This is a genomic window from Pseudomonas sp. G.S.17, assembly GCF_038096165.1.
Taxonomy (GTDB): domain Bacteria; phylum Pseudomonadota; class Gammaproteobacteria; order Pseudomonadales; family Pseudomonadaceae; genus Aquipseudomonas.
Genome location: NZ_CP151076.1, coordinates 2,867,431 through 2,884,595, shown reverse-complemented (window position 1 = coordinate 2,884,595; position 17,165 = coordinate 2,867,431). Strand labels below are relative to the sequence as shown.

The window sequence follows — 17,165 nt, the reverse complement described above, 5'->3', positions numbered from 1 at the left end:
CGTCGGCAAGGTCAGCTCTCATTTGCGGCCAAGGCGTGGCTTGAGCTAGCGCGGAGCCTGCTGGAGGCGTCTGGCCCGATGTCGGAAAGGTGGCAGGCCTTGCGCGCGTCCAGCAGTGAAGAAGCGCGCAAGGTTCAACACTATCGCGAACCTCCACGAAGAGCAGTTCGCTGCAGCTTTCTCACCTGCTCATCGGCAACTTCAATGGCGTTACCCTGAAAGGCCAACCAATTGGAGCTATTCTGGGACGCAAAATCCAGACGCTTTCGGTTCCACTCGTCAATCTGATTTTTGACCGTAGCTACGTGCTCAACCACCAGTTGAATTTGCGCATCCCACTTGGTGGATCCCACCCGCTTATGACAGGCCACCACATCGCGGCATACAGCATCCAGTCGAGTGAACCAGTGATGGAACATGAATACTTCGTTAGGGCCATCAGTCAAGACCTTCGCGGCTTGTAGAGCATCCAATGCGGCGGTTATGAAGAATGCGATGCGTGACTCAATCGATCGCTCTCCTGGGCTGAGGTCACGCAGGGATTGCAGGGCTGCCTCGGCCCCAGAAAGAGCCTCCGACATTTCATCCAAATCAGAACGATCTAGAGGTCGACTGTTGAAGTTTATGCAGCGCAATGCATGCGCGAGCCCTGTTTTTAATGCGGGAAATCGCTCACGTCCCAGTGAAAAATCGTGCTGTGAGCCGTCGCCAGTCGTCACCTTCTCCATCTGGCAAGGCGCGCCGTAGACATACCGCTCATTTTCTTGCAAAAAACTCATAGCCAGTGAGTGGTCATTACACAGGGCGCGGGATCGCTCCCACTGATCAGTGATCCCAGGCTGCATCGCTTTGCTCATCAAAACCAAGCCATTGTATAGGTCGGCAAATTTCTCGACTGCCTCGGCGTAGACCTCATCAAAATTGACCAGCTTCGGCTTCTGCTTGATCTCGAACGGGACAGCCCCGGTATCTGCGATGTACTCAATCACGCTGGCGAAGTACCCACTCACGGACGAACCGTGAGCCTTGAGTACCTTTTCAGCTTTTTCTTTATCCTCGTCAGCAACACGAGCATTAATTTGGGCCATAAGGCCTCCTGTTACGTCGTTGGGTTTCTATCGAGCCCATCGTGACCCGACTCAAAAAGTAAAGCATACAGCTTTATGGTAAAGCAAATAACTTTACATAAGTTAACACCCTTACCGCTCCATGCTTAACTGCCTATATTCCAAGCACATGGATACCTAGGGCATGATCCAGTCACACCCGTGGCTCATTTCTAAAGTTGATTCACGCGATTAGATGTTGGGGTAACGATTACCCACCAGACGCCAGAATTCGTTCAAGCTGCGGCGCCCGCCATCGCGCTGGAATGTGGCTATCACGTACCGAGAGTTGATCGTGGTGACCACCCAAAACCTCCCCTCCTTTGCCGTAGCTAGGATGTCGGAGGTTTGGATGAAGTGGCCATCCGCGTATCGCCCGTTCGGCCCCTTCTTGGTATGCCCGAACACAACGCCAACCGCGCTGTGCCTACTGATGTGGACATTTACAAGAATCGACGTGACCTCTTCTTCGAAGCCCTGCCCGACCGCTCGAGCAATCCGAAGCAGGTCGAAATCGGAGGAGCGTTTGATGTAGAAATCGACTTCCACTTCGCTGTTCTCTGTCATTGTTAATGCCCCCCAAGCCATGCAGCTGAAGTGGAAGTCGAGGCACGACTGCGATACAGCTCTTTCAGCCCAGTCAGGGACTCGACTTTAATGCCTGGCTCATGCGTGTCGATGTAAACCTCACCTCCCTCAACCTCCAGGATCGAGACCAGCACTTCATCCATGCTGAAGCCCATGGTGAGAGACGTCAGCCTCTCCATCCGTCCCAAGCTGGGTGATAGTCCTCCTCAGCTATGCGTGCCAGTGCCTCATCCACCCAAAGCCGACGCACCTCGCTACTCTCTTGAAAGAACCGTAACTTCGCACTCAGACGCTCGACCGCAAGCATCGCTGGATGGTCAGCCTCGTCAGATCTATCCGTGCAAGCTGGGCGATATCTAACTAGCTCCAAGCTCTTTAGCACTCGCAAACTACTCAGAGACCAGACGTGATCCTCGCTTTCAATATCCCGATGATTGACGCAGAAAAGGCAACCCGCAGCGTTGATACAATCGGGATCAGGGGCATTAGTCGGAGCATCCACGACCGATTCTGGTATCGGCGCCACACAAGTACCTGGAGCAGGTGAGCAAACGACGAGATCTGCTTGCCGGTGAAATCGAGTGATTTCAATCATCGCAATTTGCGGATTGGGCTCGGCGTACACACGAATCAAAGTTTCAGCGGTATGCTGTGCGATTTCCGCCACCAGTTCGGGGCGTTGCGACTCACGTAACAGCCAATTAATACGCGCACCCCGGAGCTTACGAGGTCGAACGAATCGAACACTGGAATCGGTGCAGACGCGCGCAATAGCTGTGAACTGAGGAGCTTCTAAAACGAGACGTCCCCCAGGGCGGACGAGAGGGAAAAGAAGTCCCTCTAGATCGTCAGGAAACCACGTGTTACGCCACTCAATGTAGCGTTCGAACCACTGCTTGTAGCTTGAGAAAACGTCAAACAGCACTTCACCCTGACGGCGATTTTTGTAAGACCTCACTTGGTAACCATCAAAATGACTCGTGTAATGGTATTGGTCGATCCGAAGCTGATGCGCCTGCGACAAATTCATGCCGGTTTGTGCGATGAACATGAGCAGCTCGGCTTCGATTCGCAGATTCACTGCCGGGTATCGAGTATCGATTGAAACGTCAGCGCTCCGAAGTTCGCGGTTTCTAAGGATGGCCGCAATCTGGAATTTGGTTTGAGGTCGAATCCGTCGTGACGCTTCCTTCTCTGTATCGCGCAGGCCGCACCAGATAGGTAGCGTCGAACCCGACCGCAACTCCACGTGGATGGGAAGTGGCCCCGCCACAGCTTCATAGGTAAGGGACGTACAGACGTCGGCAATGAACTGCCCGAATGAAAAGCTCTCTTCTAAACTTTGCTTATCAGCGCGCCCATTACTGGCCTTTCCGTTGCCTCTAGGCTTGCGGATTCGGGTGCTGTACAGAAGCGTCGAGCTTCGGCCTAGAACTCGGTCGAGCATCGTCGCAGTTAAACTTGCCGCGTCGTATAACGATCCGGCAGTTAGATATCCTTCCACGCGATGACGCTTTAGAAGATGTTCAGCCCACCCCAAGTATTCCTCCGCAACCGTATCAACGCTCAACGGACGCTCGCACTGATCCACCCACTGAAAAAACTTCCTCAACGCACCAATCTTGTTATTTGCCGAAAAGCGGCTCCTCCCGCCGACAAGGTCGTCGGTCAAACAGTCATGGAGCCCCTTCACAAGCTCTACCCGCTCCAGCAAAGGATCACCCAAAGCACCTGATGTGATTTCACTGCGTACAGTCTTCACTTTTGCCTTAGCACCACCGCTGTATAAAAGTGGTGCCAGATCCCAGGGCGTCTCATTTTTCGCGTACTCAAGCATTGGAAACGTTAGGTCAGAAAACGTCAGATTATTCATTGCTTGCTCCCTGCATCGAAGCAATCCCTGTAAACGCAGTCATGAAGCTGTTCGCAATGGCTTGCTTGGCGGGTGCGGCTTGAACAAATTTGATGTATTTGAAGGTGGTGGCCTCCGAATTTCGACCGTGAAGCAATGCATTGCTGACCATCGCAATCACTATCGCCACATCAGTGCAATTTGCTAAAGCGAGCCTAGCTAGCTCAGTTCCAAAGGTGCACCGGGATTGGTGGAAGCGAAACTTCCTGAGCACTTTGATGCCAGACGCGATGCCTAATTTTCTAAGCGATGACATCTCAACGTTTACGGCCGAAGACTGATCACTGTTGCGACGTCCGAAAGGGTTTCCGAAACGTGTCAAGAACACTAGGTTTTGATGCTCGCCAGCAGCAGATGCCTCGCGAGTCAATCTGCGAAGACCCTTGGCGTACTCCAAGACTTCTGAGCACAACGCTTCGGGAATCCATACCTGGGCAGTTACTCCAAATTTGGTATGCACGGGCGGGGACGCACCTGGCCCTACCGAGATCCGAAGCAGACCTTTAGCAGACGGATCAGGCAGGGCTCGCTCCAACGTATCGATACGAAGGTCACAGATCGTTCCCAGTCGCATACCCGTAAAGAAACCTAGAGCCAACATCAGATAAAGCTCGGGGGAGGCGCTATGTTTTGCGAAATCAAGTATGACGTCTCGATCAACCGCAGACACGGGAAGTAGCCCACCTTCCAAAGTGACCCCAATGCGTTTTCGATTTGGAATACCCAGATCGGTGGTGGTGCCAGCTAGCGTTCGCTCGAAGCCGACCTGGTCAAAGTATTTGATGAAATAGCGCTTGTCTTTCCACAGCGGCAATAGCGAGTTTAGAAGGCCACGTCTCCTAACCCACCGGTAGAAACCGATGCAGTTACGCATGTACTCGGAAGCCGTGGCAGGGCTGATATGACCGGTATCACGAGCCTTGATAAGCGCCCCACGGTACTGAACAAGACAGCGATCAGCCTTTCGAGACGGGAACTCAAACCACTGAAGCCTGCGACTCTCCAAAAATTTCGCGTAGTTCAAAAGCCCGTTCAGGTTGCTAGAAACGGTCTTAAGGATTGCCTCAGCATTGGTGACTCTCTCCATAGCCCAGAGGTTCGCCTCTCTCCAGGGCAAGCCGTCCTCCCAGAAGATTTGTGGTAGCCCTTCGATTACTACGCGGGAGCTATTCGACGAGTAGGTAACCAAGCGGTCTTTGACAGAAAGGTCATGCGGACTGAAATGAATATGTTCAACGGTAGCCAAGGGATATCTCTGTAAGAGCAAGCGTAAATATCCATGGGCGCCCTATCTAGCTTTGGGCGTCCACAGTATGCAACTTATTCTTATCAATGCTGTAAATCTCGACGGCGGGCACCATGGATTCGATGACGGTCATCACCCGCTCGCTTATGTCACCGTACAGCGCGTAGTTGCTGCTGAAGGCGACGACGCCGTTCTGCCGCAGCAGGTCCTTGATCTGGAAATACGGCGCGCCCATCTTCACGAACGGTTTGGCGTCGTAGCTGCGGGCAATGACGCAGCCATCGTTATTGCTCAGTACCACGATGGGCGTCTTGGTCAGGTCCGGGCGGAAGACTCGCTCACAGCTGGCGTAGAAGCTGTTGCAATCGATCAGGGCGAAGACTGGCTCATGCTTTGTCATGATCACGCACGCTGAACTTCACCACTCCCCAGATCACCAGCTCATCGCCTTCCATTACATGCCGAGGCGGATATTTGCTGTTCTCCGACTGCAGGATGATGACCTCATCGCGCATGTGCAGACGCTTGCAGACCGGCTCGGAGTTGAGCGCGGCAATGACGATATCGCCATGCTCGGCATACAGACTGCGATCTACAATCACCAGATCACCACTGTAAATCCCCGCCCCCTGCATGCTGTCGCCTTCGATCTTGACCAGGTACACATGCGGCGCGCGGATGTCGAACAGCTCATCCAGCGAGATGTGCTTTTCGATGTGATCGGCCGCCGGCGACGGGAAGCCAACCGGTACCTGGAACGAGAACAACGGGAGCTTTTCGCCCCCTGCCGACAAAGGGCCAAGGATGGTGACACTCATGATGCGAGCCTTGTAATGGTTAGCTGTATGTATATACAGTTAACGCTGAAGACTGCTTGCGGTCAATCTCAGGTGTAGGAAATTTCGACGGGTGACAGCATGTGTGGACACCTGAGCTGGCCCGGGAGTGGATGGCCGCGACGATAAATTCCAGGCGCGCTGAGGAGATCGCCATGGAATGCGCAGGCCGGTTGGATTTTGAGTGGTTTCCGGTAGACCGGGCGGTTGGTAATGTGCGGAATCAAGGTCCACAACTGATTTTGCGGACTCAGTAGAGCCTTTTCCGGCTCATGTGAAAATAGAACGTTGCCGTGGATTATTGGCATGGTTGGCGAAATCGAAATGGGCTACATCATTTACCCTCAACCCAGTTCGATTGCCCATCACTTGGTAATGTCGACAATTATATCAATCGCCCGACCAATCAATCTAATCGTCTCAACCTCCGAAAACCTGCTAACTGATTGTTTCAATTGAAACTCTTCTTGTACGGCCTCTACCAGCGTGAGCATGTCGAGCGAATCCAAGCCCAATTCCTCGAATGTAGTTGTATCTGAAATACGGCTTATATCAACTAAAAACTCTCTGTCGAGAACATCTTTAAATCTTGTCGCGACGCTTGCCCGGTCCATGGCACACCTCATGATTGTTAATCGAACGACGCCGCAATGCTCTTACCATTAACGATTTCCCACAACTGTCAGAAGTAACAGGTTTTACGCCGAAACCGCTTCCTCCCGACGACCGGTACGTACCCAATTTTCGCCAACTATCCGGTCAATTTGCCCCGATCAGTTTCCGACAAATCCACTCCGCGACCTGCGTAACAACGGCGTTTCCGGCAGCGAAAGCCTCTGTAAGGTTGGCCGCATCCAGTCCGAGCCAAAGCCCATCATCTTCAGACGCTCGCTGCCGCTCAACCATCTGATCCCATCCGTGTGGGTGAGCGACGAAAGTTGTGCAGCCCATAGTGATCCGTGAGGGGGTGTTGTCTGCCAAGGACCACCCAGCGAGGTTGAGTTTCTTTGAGGATGCGTATGACTTCCCAGAAAAGGCCGCTGCGTTCACCGCGTAATCCGCGCTTGTCGGCGTTGCTTGGTCGGCCTCCTGCAGATTGATGCCATGCCAAGGAAGCACGCCGGTGATGAATTCAACGAGCTACAGTTTTGCATTCGACCTGACTAGTCATTTGCACCGGCATTAACCAACATGATCGTGGCACTGATCCGCAAAGGACGACCCTAGGCGATATCAGAACGCAGGCAACTTTAAAGTCTGCTTTGGTACGTAATTCAACCAGCGAATGGTTAGTCAGCAGTCCTAGGTTTATATGGGGCGGGATCTCACTTCAGATCCATACACCAGGCGTGCTCTAAAACGATTCTGCCCTCAAGATCGAAAACCGAGTCTCTGGATTGCCGGATGAAGAAGTCCTGAATGGGCTTAAGATACTTCTCGGTCCCGTAAACGACACCGACCAGGTAGCCGCCAGATTATTGATGCCCACTGGCAAGCGCTGGCTGTAGCCATTGCCGAATTGCGAGCTGAGTACGTTGGGTTGGGTGTCGCCGCTGGAGCGGACTCGGGGCGACCAAGGGAACACTTCGGTCATACGCCCCTACTCTGTTTGAAATGTCTCGTCTGAACACTTTCCGTGTTAATTACACTTAAAGTGTAAATTCCCACTTGATTACGCACACCCCTTACCTCAAAGTAAGGAAAATTCATTAAGAGGGTTAAAAAATGGCCACAGCTACTGTAACCTCCAAGGGCCAGATCACTATCCCCGCACAAGTTCGGGCATCGCTCGGTCTCGATACCGGAGACCGGATTGAGTTCGTCGATCTGGGACAAGGTAAATTTGCCATCATGGCGGCCACGCATTCGGTCAAAGATCTCAAGGGATTGATCCGCAAGCCGGCCAAGCCCGTAAGCATCGAAGACATGAATCAAGCAATCGCAGAGCAGGGATCAAGAGCTGAATGATAGGTTTAGATACCAACGTTTTAGTCCGTTACGTCGCTCAGGATGATGCGAAGCAGTCAGCCAAAGCATCCGAGTCGATTGAGTCGCTGACGGTTTCTTCTCCGGGCTTCATCACAATGGTGACGGTCGTGGAGTTGGTATGGGTACTGCAAAGCCCCCGATATGAATCCAGTAAAGCCGAGATCATCGTCGTGCTGGAAATGCTGCTGCGCACACGTGAGCTAAAGCTGGAAAATGCCGAGACAGTCTGGCAAGCATTGCGAAAGTTCACTGACTCTAATGCCGATTTCGCCGACTGCCTGATTGAACGCTCCGCTCACGCTGCGGGTTGCGACCACACGGTGACTTTCGATATCAAAGCAGCCAAGACAGCAGGCATGCAGCGTCTTATTTGAAGTTCCAGCGCTGCACGCTACACCCGCCGATTACTCGGATCCAGCAACCCGTTCTGCCCTTTTTCGCTGACGATCACCCCACGCGCGATCTTCGGCATTTCCGCGCGGACGGTGGCCAGCAGCGCCTGCCCCATCGCTTCGTAGCCTTGGGCAGAGTCAACCGTGCCACCGCTGCCATCGCCATTGACTATGATGTTGATCTGCGGCGCGGACCCGGTTTGATTGGCGGCCTCGGGGGCTTGGCTGAGGAACTGTTTGAGGTCACGGTTAGTGCGCCCATCGACGACCCTTTCACCTTTCTGCAGTAGCCAAGTGCCCTCCTTCGATACCTGCGGCAGATAATCCCCAAAAAAGCCAACCGCACGCAACGCGATAACCATGCAGAGCTACGTCAGCTGCGGGTCGTGTTCGATGAGGCGCCTATCGACTCAATCGCGCCATCAATGATTGCCCAATATCGCGACAGCCGATCAGCTAAGACCAGAGCTAATAGGGAGATCGCCCTGCTCTCCCATGTGTTCAACACGGCGCGCGAATGGGGGCTGACCAACAAGGAAAATCCGTGCCTGGGAGTGCGCAAAAACAAAGAAAAGCCACGCCACTATTACGCCAACGATGAAGTATGGGGTGCGGTCTACCAGAAAGCGCCCCAAGAGCTGAAAGACGCCATGGACTTGGCTTACCTGACCGGACAGCGTCCTGCCGACGTTTTAGCTATGCGGCGTGACGACATTGCTGGCGATTACCTATTGGTGAGTCAGGGCAAAACAGGCAAGCGGCTACGGATCCATCTGAATAATGGTGTCGAACGAGGCAGCCTGGGCCAATTGCTCGATCAGATCAGATCATGCAGCGCAATGCGAAACATCCGTCTCCCTATTTCATCGTCAATCGATACGGCTTGCGGTTGTCCTGGGAGATGTTGCGCAACCGATGGGCGGAAACACGGCAGAACGCGGCGGATGAAGCGTTGGTATCAGGAGCCCGTGAATTGGCAACGCGCATTCTGCAATTCCAGTTCAGGGATATCCGTCCAAAGGCCGCATCGGAGATCATCGATGTCGGCGACGCAAGCCGCCTGCTGGGGCACTCAAAGGAGGGTATAACCGAGCGGGTTTATCGCCGCGTTGGCGCCATCGCAAGCCCCACGAAATAGGAAAGTTTTGGTACGCATGCCCAAAAGTTTTGGTACGTTCCCTTTTCCAAACCCCAAAAAAAACCCCGAAGACGTGAGTCTTCGGGGTTTTTAATAGTGGAGGCCGAGGTCGGAATCGAACCGGCGTAAGCGGATTTGCAATCCGCGGCATAACCATTTTGCTACTCGGCCTCAAACATCAAATGCTTAACAAGCATTCAATGCATATAAACTTGTCCGGAAACCATAACCAGCTATTGGCTTCCAACCCTTTGAAATCTATAGGGTTTTTCGTATTCCCGAATCAGGAATGGACGCAATTTTGTACTTGTTCGGCGGGCATGTCAAGGAATGCCATGAAAAAAATACAAGTCAGCCGTAAATGATCAAGTTGGTCAGGAATAACCGGCAATCGACCTGCTGTATCGATTGCCGGTTTCAGGTTACTTGCTTTCTGGCAAGGCGTAAGCCATGCGCGCTGGACCCGCAGCTTACCCATCAGATCGATAAAGCCGTGGCCGGTGACTCGTTTGAAAAAACCGTGAGAATCCAGGCTCGCTCATGCTCAACCGATCGGCGATAACCGAAAGTCTGATGTCGCCAGTCAATTCGTTTTGCAGATAGTCGAACGCCTTTTGGATGCGCTCATCAAAGTGTTGAGCAACTGGAAGAACAGCACCAGGCGTTGCAAACCCTGCGCGGGCCCGATGAAGGATTTGCCCAAACCTACAACGTTGATGGGGGCAACTGGATGAGCTGACAGCGCCGAAAGCTTAACGGAGCAGATCAAAGCCTCGAATCGGCACAGTCACCGAACGAGGCTTTGAGAAGAATGGCGTGCGACTCAGCCCGCTGCAACCACGGTGATTTCCACCAGCAAATCCGGAGCCGCCAGACGCGACTCAACGGTTGCCCGAGCAGGCGCATGGCCTTGCGGTGCCCAGGCGTCCCAGACTTCGTTCATTCCGGCAAAGTTGGCCTCGATGTCCGACAGCCAGACCTGCGCGCTGAGAATACGAGTTTTATCCAGCCCTGCCTTGGCGAGAAAGTTGTCGATCTTCTCCAGCACCTGCGCGGTCTGGCCTTTGATGTCCAGGGTGCGGTCGGTGGCGGTCTGGCCGCCGAGAAAGGTGAAGCCGTTGCATTGAACGACGCGGCTCATGCGCTGATTGGTTTCGATACGTGTAATTTCCAGCATGTGAACTCCTCAATGTTGCGGGATGGTTGAAGCGGATTGCAGAGGCATCAGCGGCGTTATTGCCGCTGCTTTGTCAAAACGGTCGATGGCGAAAGCATCGAGATTGATGTCGGAGTGTTCGCCCATAATCTGCTGGGCCAGACGCCTGCCGGTGCCGGGGCCCATCTGAAAGCCACTGCCGCAGAAGCCGAAGGAATAACTCAGGTTGCTGACCCTGCGACTGGCGCCAATCACCGGCAAGTCATCGGCCGTGAACGCTTCGACACCCGCCCAGACACGATTGACGCCCAGGTGTTTGAGGTGCGGAAACAGATCGGTGACCGTGCGCGCGCTGGTGCCGAGCCGGGTCATATCGACTTCGCCGTGACGCGCCGCAAAATCCAGCCCGCCAATCAGTTTGCCGCCGATGACCACCGTGCCGTTGGCGAATTGCTTGAATGACAGCGACCTGCCCGTTGCCCCCAAGACCGGCGCGCAGAACGGCGCGACCCGGTGGGTGACCATCAACATCAGGCCTTCTGGATGCACCGGCACCGCTTCGCCCACCTGGGCCGCCAACTCCCCCGCCCAGGCACCGGCGGTGACCACCAGATGCTCGGCGCTGAATACAGCCTTCGCGGTGGTGACTTTCCACTGGCTGCCAGTCTGCTCGATACGTAGCGCGGCACAGTTTTCATGCACTTGAACGCCAAGTTTCTCTGCCGCCAGCCGAAAGGCCGTCACGGTCTTGTAAGGCACCGCATAACCGTCGTCTTTTACCCAGATGCCGCCGACGATGTGGCGGGCCACGGTGGGAATAATGTCGAACACCTGCTGCTGGTCGACCAGCACTTCATGGCTGAACCCCAAACCCTGCAAGTGCTCGACACGCTGCCTGCATTCCTCCAGCTCAGCCGGGTTTTCCGCCAGTTTCAACTGGCCGCTGGGCACGAAGCCGCCATCGTCGCCCAGCACATGCTTCAGTTCATGCCAAAGATCCCGGGACGAAAGCGCCAAAGGGATTTCAGGCGTATGTCGGCCTAACGTGCGCACGCCGCCAGCGTTAACCCCGGAAGCGTGACGGCCACAATATTCAGCCTCCAGAACCGTCACCTTGACGCCCCGTTGAGCCAGATGAAATGCGGTGCTCAGCCCGTGAATGCCGCCGCCGATGACCAATACGTCGCCCTGACGACGGCTTGACTCACTCACCGGCCAGCTCCCCCAAAGTGATGGGCTTGATCGGTGGGCGAATCCGGTAGTAACCGACTTCCGCAGCCGACACGCCGCGCGCCTTGGCAATGACTTCGGTAACGGTCAGACCGCACATCCGGCCCTGACACGGGCCCATGCCGCAGCGTCCAAAGGATTTGGCCTGATTCGGCCCGGCGCAGCCCAAAGCAACGAAGCCGCGCAGATCACCAGCGGTAACCTCTTCGCAGCGACAGACCATAACGTCGTCCGCCGGGATGCGGTTTTGTTCTTTCGGTTGATACAGAGCGTCCAGAAATGGCCGGATTCTGAGATTGCTCTCAAGCTTGGCGCGCAGCGGTGCAGCCTGTTGATCACGTTGCGCCGTGCTGATGGTGGCCAGCTGCGCAGCAATCCCGAGCGCCGCCAGTTGCCCTTGCACAGCGGCGGCTTGAGCGCCCCCGATCCCCGCGCCGTCTCCGGCGACATAAACGCCCGGCACATCCAGCTCGCCCCAGGCGTCGACCACCGGACTGAAACACAATTGGTCGCTGTCCCATCCATGCCCGGCGCGCAGCGACTGGCTGAATTGAATGTTGGGCACTACGCCTTGATGCAGCAGCACACAACGGCTGGCGATGCGTACGGATTTTCCGGCAGCGGTGAACGTCAGCGCCGTCGCGGCCTCCTCGCCCTCAACCGCCAGTTGTTCAGCACCCGTGTAATGAGCGATGCCCGCCACGCGCAGGCAGCGCATCAAATCCAGCCCTTTGCGCAGATACGGCCAGGCGCGCAACGCGGCAAACAGATGACGCCGTGCGCGCCAGTAATCATCCGGCCGGGTGGTATCAACCAGCGCCTTGATCGGCACACCGGCGCGCAGGTATTGCCAGCCGAGCAGGTACAACAGCGGCCCGCAGCCCGCCAGCACCACCGGTTCGCTGGGCGCCAGACCCGAGCTTTTCAACAGGATCTGCGCCGCGCCAGCGCTCATCACTCCCGGCAGCGTCCAGCCCGGAATCGGAAACGGCCGTTCCATGGCGCCCGTGGCGAGCAACACGGCCTTCGCGTTCAGCGTGTGCAGGCGACCGTCGCGCAAGTAACTGACCTGTTGATCCCGGGTAACCTGCCACACCGCCGCGCCCTTCTCATAGCGCACCGTCGATGATGCCAACGCCTGGGCCAGTTGATTGCCGTGGGCGTAATCCGGGCCAAGCATGTCCCGGCGCGACAACGGCGCCAGGGTGATGCCGCGATAAATTTGCCCACCCGGACTGCCCTGCTCGTCCAGCAACACCACGCCCAGCCCCAACCCTGCTAGTGCCACGGCGCCGCTCATGCCTGCCGCGCCGGCCCCAATCACTACCACATCAACGGTTTCGAGGTTCATGACTGTACCTCCATGAGGCCAACATTCGTCGCCTGGAAAATCAGGTCGCGGGCGCCTTCCTGCGAGCGAATACGCATGCCTTCAGCGACCTCGATCAGGCAACTTTGCCGATTGGGCACGCCGTCGATATCCAGCAGGCACTCAAAACACACGCCCATCATGCAATACGGCGCACGCGGTGCTTCGCTCACCGGCGTCGCACGGAAACGATTGATGCCGGACATCAGCAACGCCGCCGCGACACTGGTGCCAGCGGGTACGGTCAAGGGTTGTTCGTTGAACGTCAGGTTCACCGTGCGCGTCGCCCTGACTTCGCTTATGACGGGTTGAAACAGCGGATCAGTGCGCATGGGAAAACACCTTGTCGGTTAGAAAACGCTCGCCGGTAAACACCGCCAGCTCGTCGGGCTGCGCGCCGCCCTTGATCCACGGCGCAATGCGCAACGCGTGGGCGGCGGCCAGGGTCACGCCGCTGTGGCACGTGACCACGAACGCGCCGGGGTGCGCGGCGGATTGCTGATAGATGGGAAAACCGTCCGGGCTCATGACCCGCAACGCGCCCCAGGCGCGAATCAGGCGCACGTCACGCAGCAGTGGAAACGTCGACACCCCGCGTCTGGCGATAGCAGCCAGCACCTCAGTGGAGGTGCCGTCATCGAAACCGACCTCCTCCATCGAATCGCCTAGCTGCACCGTGCCTTCGTCGGTCTGGCGCACGTTGATGGTCGGGTAATCGAGAAATGGCCGCACGCGTTCGCTGATCAGTACCTGACCGCGATTCGGCGCAACCGGCGCGTGCAGGCCGACTTGCTTCGCCAACCCCGGATTGCCGAGGCCGGCAGCCAATACGATGCGCGGCGCGATAAAGCGCCGTTGTCCTGCCGTGACGCGGAACTCGCCAGGCGCGCAATCAATGCGCTCGACCTGCACGCCACCATGCAACCGCGCGCCTTTGGCCTGAGCCGAGGTGTGCAAGGCGCGCAGCAATTTCAACGGATTGACGTGCCCGTCCTGAGGCGTGTAGCTGGCACCAATCACCGCCGGACCAATCAACGGCAAGCGCGCCTTGAGCTCAGCGGCATCCAGCATTTGATAAGGATAATCACCCAGCGCGTCCTGCAGGGTTTGCAACCGCGACTGCCGTTCCAGCAATTCTTCGTCGCTGAAACACATGTGAAATCCACCCGGTTGCCGCAGTTGCACATCGACGCCGCTGTCTTCCAGCAGCACTTGCGCCAGGGCCGGCCAGCGCGTCGCCGATGAGCGGGTCCAGCGCGCGTAGTCCGGCAAGTCGTGGCCTTTGCCTTGCACCCAGACCAGACCGAAATTGCCGCGTGATGCGCGAAACGCGTCGTCGCCCTGGTCCAGCACGACCGTGTCCACACCACTGCGTGCCAGCCCGTAAGCCACCGCCGTACCGACCAGGCCGCCGCCGATCACGATCACGTCGGACTGCGTGACGCTATTGAGGTCCTGACTCATTTGCCCTCTCCAATCAACACCCGATCCAGACCCACCATGCGATCGAGCACCAGCATCAACAGCAGGGTGCCGACGATCAGCACCGTGGAGACGGCGGTGATCAGTGGATCAATGGTCTGGGAAATCTGGTTGTACATTGCCACCGGCAAGGTCGTGGTGCCCGGCGTGGCGACGAATACAGTCATGGTCAACTCGTCGAAACTCTGGATGAACGCCAGCATCCAGCCGCCGATCACACCGGTGCGGATACGTGGCAGCACCACCCGGTAGAACGCGGTCCAGCGACTGGCGCCCAGCGACAACGCCGCCTGTTCGATATCGCGCTCAAGGCCGATGGTCGACGCCAGCGTCAGGCGCAGTGCATACGGCAGGACCACGATCACGTGGGTCAAGGTCAACGCCCAGAACGATCCGCCAATCTGCGCCAGCGAGAAAAAGCGCAGAAACGCGATCCCCAGCACCACCGACGGAATCATCAGCGGCGACAGCAAAAAGCCGGTCAACGCGCCGCGTCCGGGAAATTCGTATCGACTGATTGCCAATGCCGCAGGAATCGCCAGCAACGCCGCAATGGTCGCCGAGGCCAGGCCCAGCTTGATCGACAGCGTGAAGGCGTCGAGCATTTCCTGGTTTTCCAGCAACGCCCGAAACCAGCGCAACGACAGACCGTCAGTGGGCAGCGACAAATAGCCCTTGCTGGTAAATGCCATCGCCATGACCACCAGCAAGGGGGCGACGATGAAGGCGACGAAACACACGTGATAAAGCTGCGAGAAAAATCCGTTCTTGTGCATGGCGGCCTACTCGAAGACTTGCTTGAAGCGGCGCTCGGCCAGCTTGCTGCAACCCAGAATGATGATCAGATTCGCCACCAGCAAAAGCATTGCGATGGCAGCGCCGAGGGGCCAGTTGAGGGTGCCGAGAAACTCGTCATAGGCCGCCGTTGCGACCACTTTCAGGCGCCGACCACCGATGATCGCCGGGGTGGCGAAGGCCGATGCGGCCAGGGCGAAGACGATGATTGAACCGGACAGAATGCCCGGCATGATCTGCGGCAGGATGATCCGCCGGAACACGGTCAACCGTGAGGCACCCAGTGACAATCCGGCCCACTCCACTTGCAGGTCCAGACGCTGCAAGGTCGCCCACACCGCGATCACCATGAACGGCACCAGTACGTGCGTCAGGGCAATGATCACGCCGACCTGGGTGAACAACATCTTTATCGGCTGATCGGTAATGCCCAGCGCCTGCAAGGCGTCGTTGATCAGGCCGTTGTTGCCCAGCAGGATTGCCCAGCCCAACGTGCGCACCACGACCGAAATCAACAGCGGGCCGAGCACCACCAGCAGAAACAACGAACGCCAGCGCGGCGCCATGCGCGCAATGATGATGGTTTCCGGCACACCGAGCAGCACGCAGAACACCGTAACCGCCAGCGCCATGCCGCCAGTGCGCAGGAATATCTCGTGGAAATAGCCGTCCTTGAACACCTCGATGTAGTTGCCCAGGCTGTAGCCCGAAACTACGCTTCCGGTGTCGCTGAACAGATTCAGCGACAGCACCGCCGTCAGCAAGAGCGGCACCAGCAAGAGTGCGATAAACACCAGCAATGCCGGACCGCTGAGCAACCACGGGGCAAAACCGACGTGTTCGGCATCATACCTGGCCATGGGCGACCTCCCGATCCAGCAGACGCAGGTCGTCATCGGACCAGTCCAGGCCGACCTCGTAGCCTTCATCGGGCGGCGGGATGCCGAGATTGGGCTGGGTCATGTGCACCAGCCCAAGATGGCTATCCACCGCGATCAGCCACAGATTGCCCAAAAACACCCTCAGGCGAACACGCCCCGTCAAACGACCGTTCCCCACTGCGGTCAGGCGGATTTTCTCCGGACGAATGTAGACATTGACGTCGTTGCCCAGCGAACGATCTTCGTGTGGCACATGCAGCAGCGTGTCCCGGACCTGTACCTCGCAGCACCGCTCGTTACGCAGCTGCACCGCACCCGCGAAGGCGTTGGTCTTGCCGAGAAACGCCGATGCGAACGGCGAATGGGGACGCTCATAGGCTTCGAACGGCGTGTCGATCTGCACAATGCGGCCTTTCTGCATGACTGCGATGCGGTCGCTCATGGTCATGGCTTCGACCTGATCGTGGGTCACCAGAATCGTGGTGATGCCCAGATCGCGCTGAATCGCCCGTAGTTCGATGTGCATCTCTTCGCGCAGCTTGGCGTCAAGGTTGGACATGGGTTCGTCGAGCAACAACAGGTTGGGACGGATCGCCAGGGCACGGGCAATCGCCACCCGTTGCCGTTGTCCGCCGGATAAGGCTTTGGGGTACCGCTCGCCGAGGCCGCCAAGGCGCACCAGATCCAGCGCCTCATTGACCCGCTTGCTGCGTTCGCTTTTGGATACGCCACGCATCTCCAGGCCAAAGCTGATGTTTTGCGCCACCGTCATGTGCGGAAACAGCGCATAGCTTTGAAAGACGATGCCCAGCCCGCGCTGCTCAGGTCGCACATGAGTGATGTCGCGGCCATCCAGAACGATGCGCCCTTCGGTGGGCTGCACGAAGCCGGCAATGGATTGCAGCGTGGTGGTCTTGCCGCAGCCGGACGGGCCGAGCAAGGCGATGAATTCGCCGTGCCGGACTTCCAGGTTCAAACCATCAATGGCCCTGAAATTGCCGTAGGTCTTGACGATACCTTCGAGTGTGAGAAATGCCATGGGGCT

At 56.8% G+C, this 17,165-nt stretch carries 16 protein-coding genes, 1 tRNA gene and 4 pseudogenes; 3 read left to right on the top strand and 18 right to left on the bottom strand.

Annotation, left to right across the window (positions count from 1 at the left end; all coding sequences use genetic code 11):
• Window positions 1-140: 140 nt before the first annotated feature.
• From AABC73_RS13320 to AABC73_RS13290, 7 genes and pseudogenes are all read right to left on the bottom strand, one after another.
• Window positions 141-1,088 carry a type II toxin-antitoxin system RelB/DinJ family antitoxin gene (locus AABC73_RS13320; RefSeq protein ID WP_341523979.1) on the bottom strand — a complete coding sequence of 316 codons (948 nt, stop codon included), beginning with the start codon at window positions 1,086-1,088 and terminating at the stop codon, window positions 141-143.
• 210 nt (window positions 1,089-1,298) lie between these two features.
• The gene (locus tag AABC73_RS13315) at window positions 1,299-1,673 is read right to left on the bottom strand and encodes a hypothetical protein (RefSeq protein ID WP_341523978.1); all 375 of its coding nucleotides are present in this window, start codon (window positions 1,671-1,673) and stop codon (window positions 1,299-1,301) included.
• Between the two features lie 161 nt (window positions 1,674-1,834).
• A pseudogene (locus AABC73_RS13310) lies at window positions 1,835-3,567 on the bottom strand (hypothetical protein); the annotation flags it as partial.
• The gene (locus tag AABC73_RS13305) at window positions 3,560-4,873 is read right to left on the bottom strand and encodes a site-specific integrase (protein ID WP_341523977.1); all 1,314 of its coding nucleotides are present in this window, start codon (window positions 4,871-4,873) and stop codon (window positions 3,560-3,562) included. The pseudogene AABC73_RS13310 and the gene AABC73_RS13305, both read right to left, overlap by 8 nt.
• 58 nt (window positions 4,874-4,931) lie before the next feature.
• Window positions 4,932-5,252 (bottom strand): annotated as a pseudogene (locus AABC73_RS13300) (DNA polymerase V subunit UmuC); the annotation flags it as partial.
• Entirely contained in the window at window positions 5,239-5,670 is a 432-nt protein-coding gene (gene umuD, locus AABC73_RS13295; protein WP_341523976.1) for a translesion error-prone DNA polymerase V autoproteolytic subunit, read from the bottom strand. The pseudogene AABC73_RS13300 and the gene umuD, both read right to left, overlap by 14 nt.
• Before the next feature lie 383 nt (window positions 5,671-6,053).
• Window positions 6,054-6,302, bottom strand: coding sequence for an acyl carrier protein (locus AABC73_RS13290; protein ID WP_341523975.1), 249 nt, complete (start codon window positions 6,300-6,302; stop codon window positions 6,054-6,056).
• A 1,111-nt stretch (window positions 6,303-7,413) separates the two neighbouring features.
• On the opposite strand from AABC73_RS13290, the gene AABC73_RS13285 reads away from it, so the two are divergent.
• Window positions 7,414-7,656: an AbrB/MazE/SpoVT family DNA-binding domain-containing protein gene (locus AABC73_RS13285; RefSeq protein WP_341523974.1), complete on the top strand. Its 243-nt coding sequence runs from the start codon at window positions 7,414-7,416 to the stop codon at window positions 7,654-7,656.
• Window positions 7,653-8,051 carry a type II toxin-antitoxin system VapC family toxin gene (locus AABC73_RS13280; RefSeq protein WP_341523973.1) on the top strand — a complete coding sequence of 133 codons (399 nt, stop codon included), beginning with the start codon at window positions 7,653-7,655 and terminating at the stop codon, window positions 8,049-8,051. The genes AABC73_RS13285 and AABC73_RS13280 overlap by 4 nt, the downstream gene beginning before the upstream one ends.
• A 17-nt stretch (window positions 8,052-8,068) precedes the next feature.
• Here AABC73_RS13280 and AABC73_RS13275 read toward each other — a convergent pair whose 3' ends face one another.
• Entirely contained in the window at window positions 8,069-8,431 is a 363-nt protein-coding gene (locus AABC73_RS13275) for a hypothetical protein (protein ID WP_341523972.1), read from the bottom strand.
• Here AABC73_RS13275 and AABC73_RS13270 point away from each other — a divergent pair.
• Window positions 8,375-9,207 (top strand): annotated as a pseudogene (locus AABC73_RS13270) (tyrosine-type recombinase/integrase); the annotation flags it as partial. The gene AABC73_RS13275 and the pseudogene AABC73_RS13270 sit on opposite strands and share 57 nt — an antisense overlap.
• Before the next feature lie 97 nt (window positions 9,208-9,304).
• On the opposite strand, the gene AABC73_RS13265 reads toward AABC73_RS13270, so the two are convergent.
• From AABC73_RS13265 to AABC73_RS13220, 10 genes and pseudogenes are all read right to left on the bottom strand, one after another.
• A tRNA-Cys gene (locus tag AABC73_RS13265) sits at window positions 9,305-9,378 on the bottom strand.
• Window positions 9,379-9,658: 280 nt separating this feature from the next.
• A pseudogene (locus AABC73_RS13260) lies at window positions 9,659-9,895 on the bottom strand (AraC family transcriptional regulator); the annotation flags it as partial.
• Between the two features lie 135 nt (window positions 9,896-10,030).
• On the bottom strand, window positions 10,031-10,384 hold the full coding sequence (locus AABC73_RS13255) for a RidA family protein (RefSeq protein WP_020294015.1): 354 nt from the start codon (window positions 10,382-10,384) through the stop codon (window positions 10,031-10,033).
• Window positions 10,385-10,393: 9 nt separating this feature from the next.
• Window positions 10,394-11,575: an FAD-binding oxidoreductase gene (locus AABC73_RS13250; protein WP_341523971.1), complete on the bottom strand. Its 1,182-nt coding sequence runs from the start codon at window positions 11,573-11,575 to the stop codon at window positions 10,394-10,396.
• On the bottom strand, window positions 11,568-12,944 hold the full coding sequence (locus AABC73_RS13245; RefSeq protein ID WP_341523970.1) for an NAD(P)/FAD-dependent oxidoreductase: 1,377 nt from the start codon (window positions 12,942-12,944) through the stop codon (window positions 11,568-11,570). The genes AABC73_RS13250 and AABC73_RS13245 overlap by 8 nt, the downstream gene beginning before the upstream one ends.
• Window positions 12,941-13,294, bottom strand: a complete 354-nt coding sequence (locus AABC73_RS13240) for a (2Fe-2S)-binding protein (RefSeq protein WP_341523969.1) — start codon at window positions 13,292-13,294, stop codon at window positions 12,941-12,943. Before AABC73_RS13240 ends, AABC73_RS13245 begins: the two co-directional genes overlap by 4 nt.
• Window positions 13,284-14,426, bottom strand: a complete 1,143-nt coding sequence (locus AABC73_RS13235; RefSeq protein ID WP_341523968.1) for an FAD-dependent oxidoreductase — start codon at window positions 14,424-14,426, stop codon at window positions 13,284-13,286. Before AABC73_RS13235 ends, AABC73_RS13240 begins: the two co-directional genes overlap by 11 nt.
• On the bottom strand, window positions 14,423-15,220 hold the full coding sequence (locus AABC73_RS13230; RefSeq protein ID WP_341523967.1) for an ABC transporter permease: 798 nt from the start codon (window positions 15,218-15,220) through the stop codon (window positions 14,423-14,425). The genes AABC73_RS13235 and AABC73_RS13230 overlap by 4 nt, the downstream gene beginning before the upstream one ends.
• A gap of 6 nt (window positions 15,221-15,226) precedes the next feature.
• A complete protein-coding gene (locus tag AABC73_RS13225; protein WP_341523966.1) occupies window positions 15,227-16,099 on the bottom strand; it encodes an ABC transporter permease in 873 nt (290 codons plus the stop codon).
• Window positions 16,086-17,159, bottom strand: a complete 1,074-nt coding sequence (locus tag AABC73_RS13220; protein ID WP_341523965.1) for an ABC transporter ATP-binding protein — start codon at window positions 17,157-17,159, stop codon at window positions 16,086-16,088. The genes AABC73_RS13225 and AABC73_RS13220 overlap by 14 nt, the downstream gene beginning before the upstream one ends.
• Window positions 17,160-17,165: the final 6 nt, after the last annotated feature.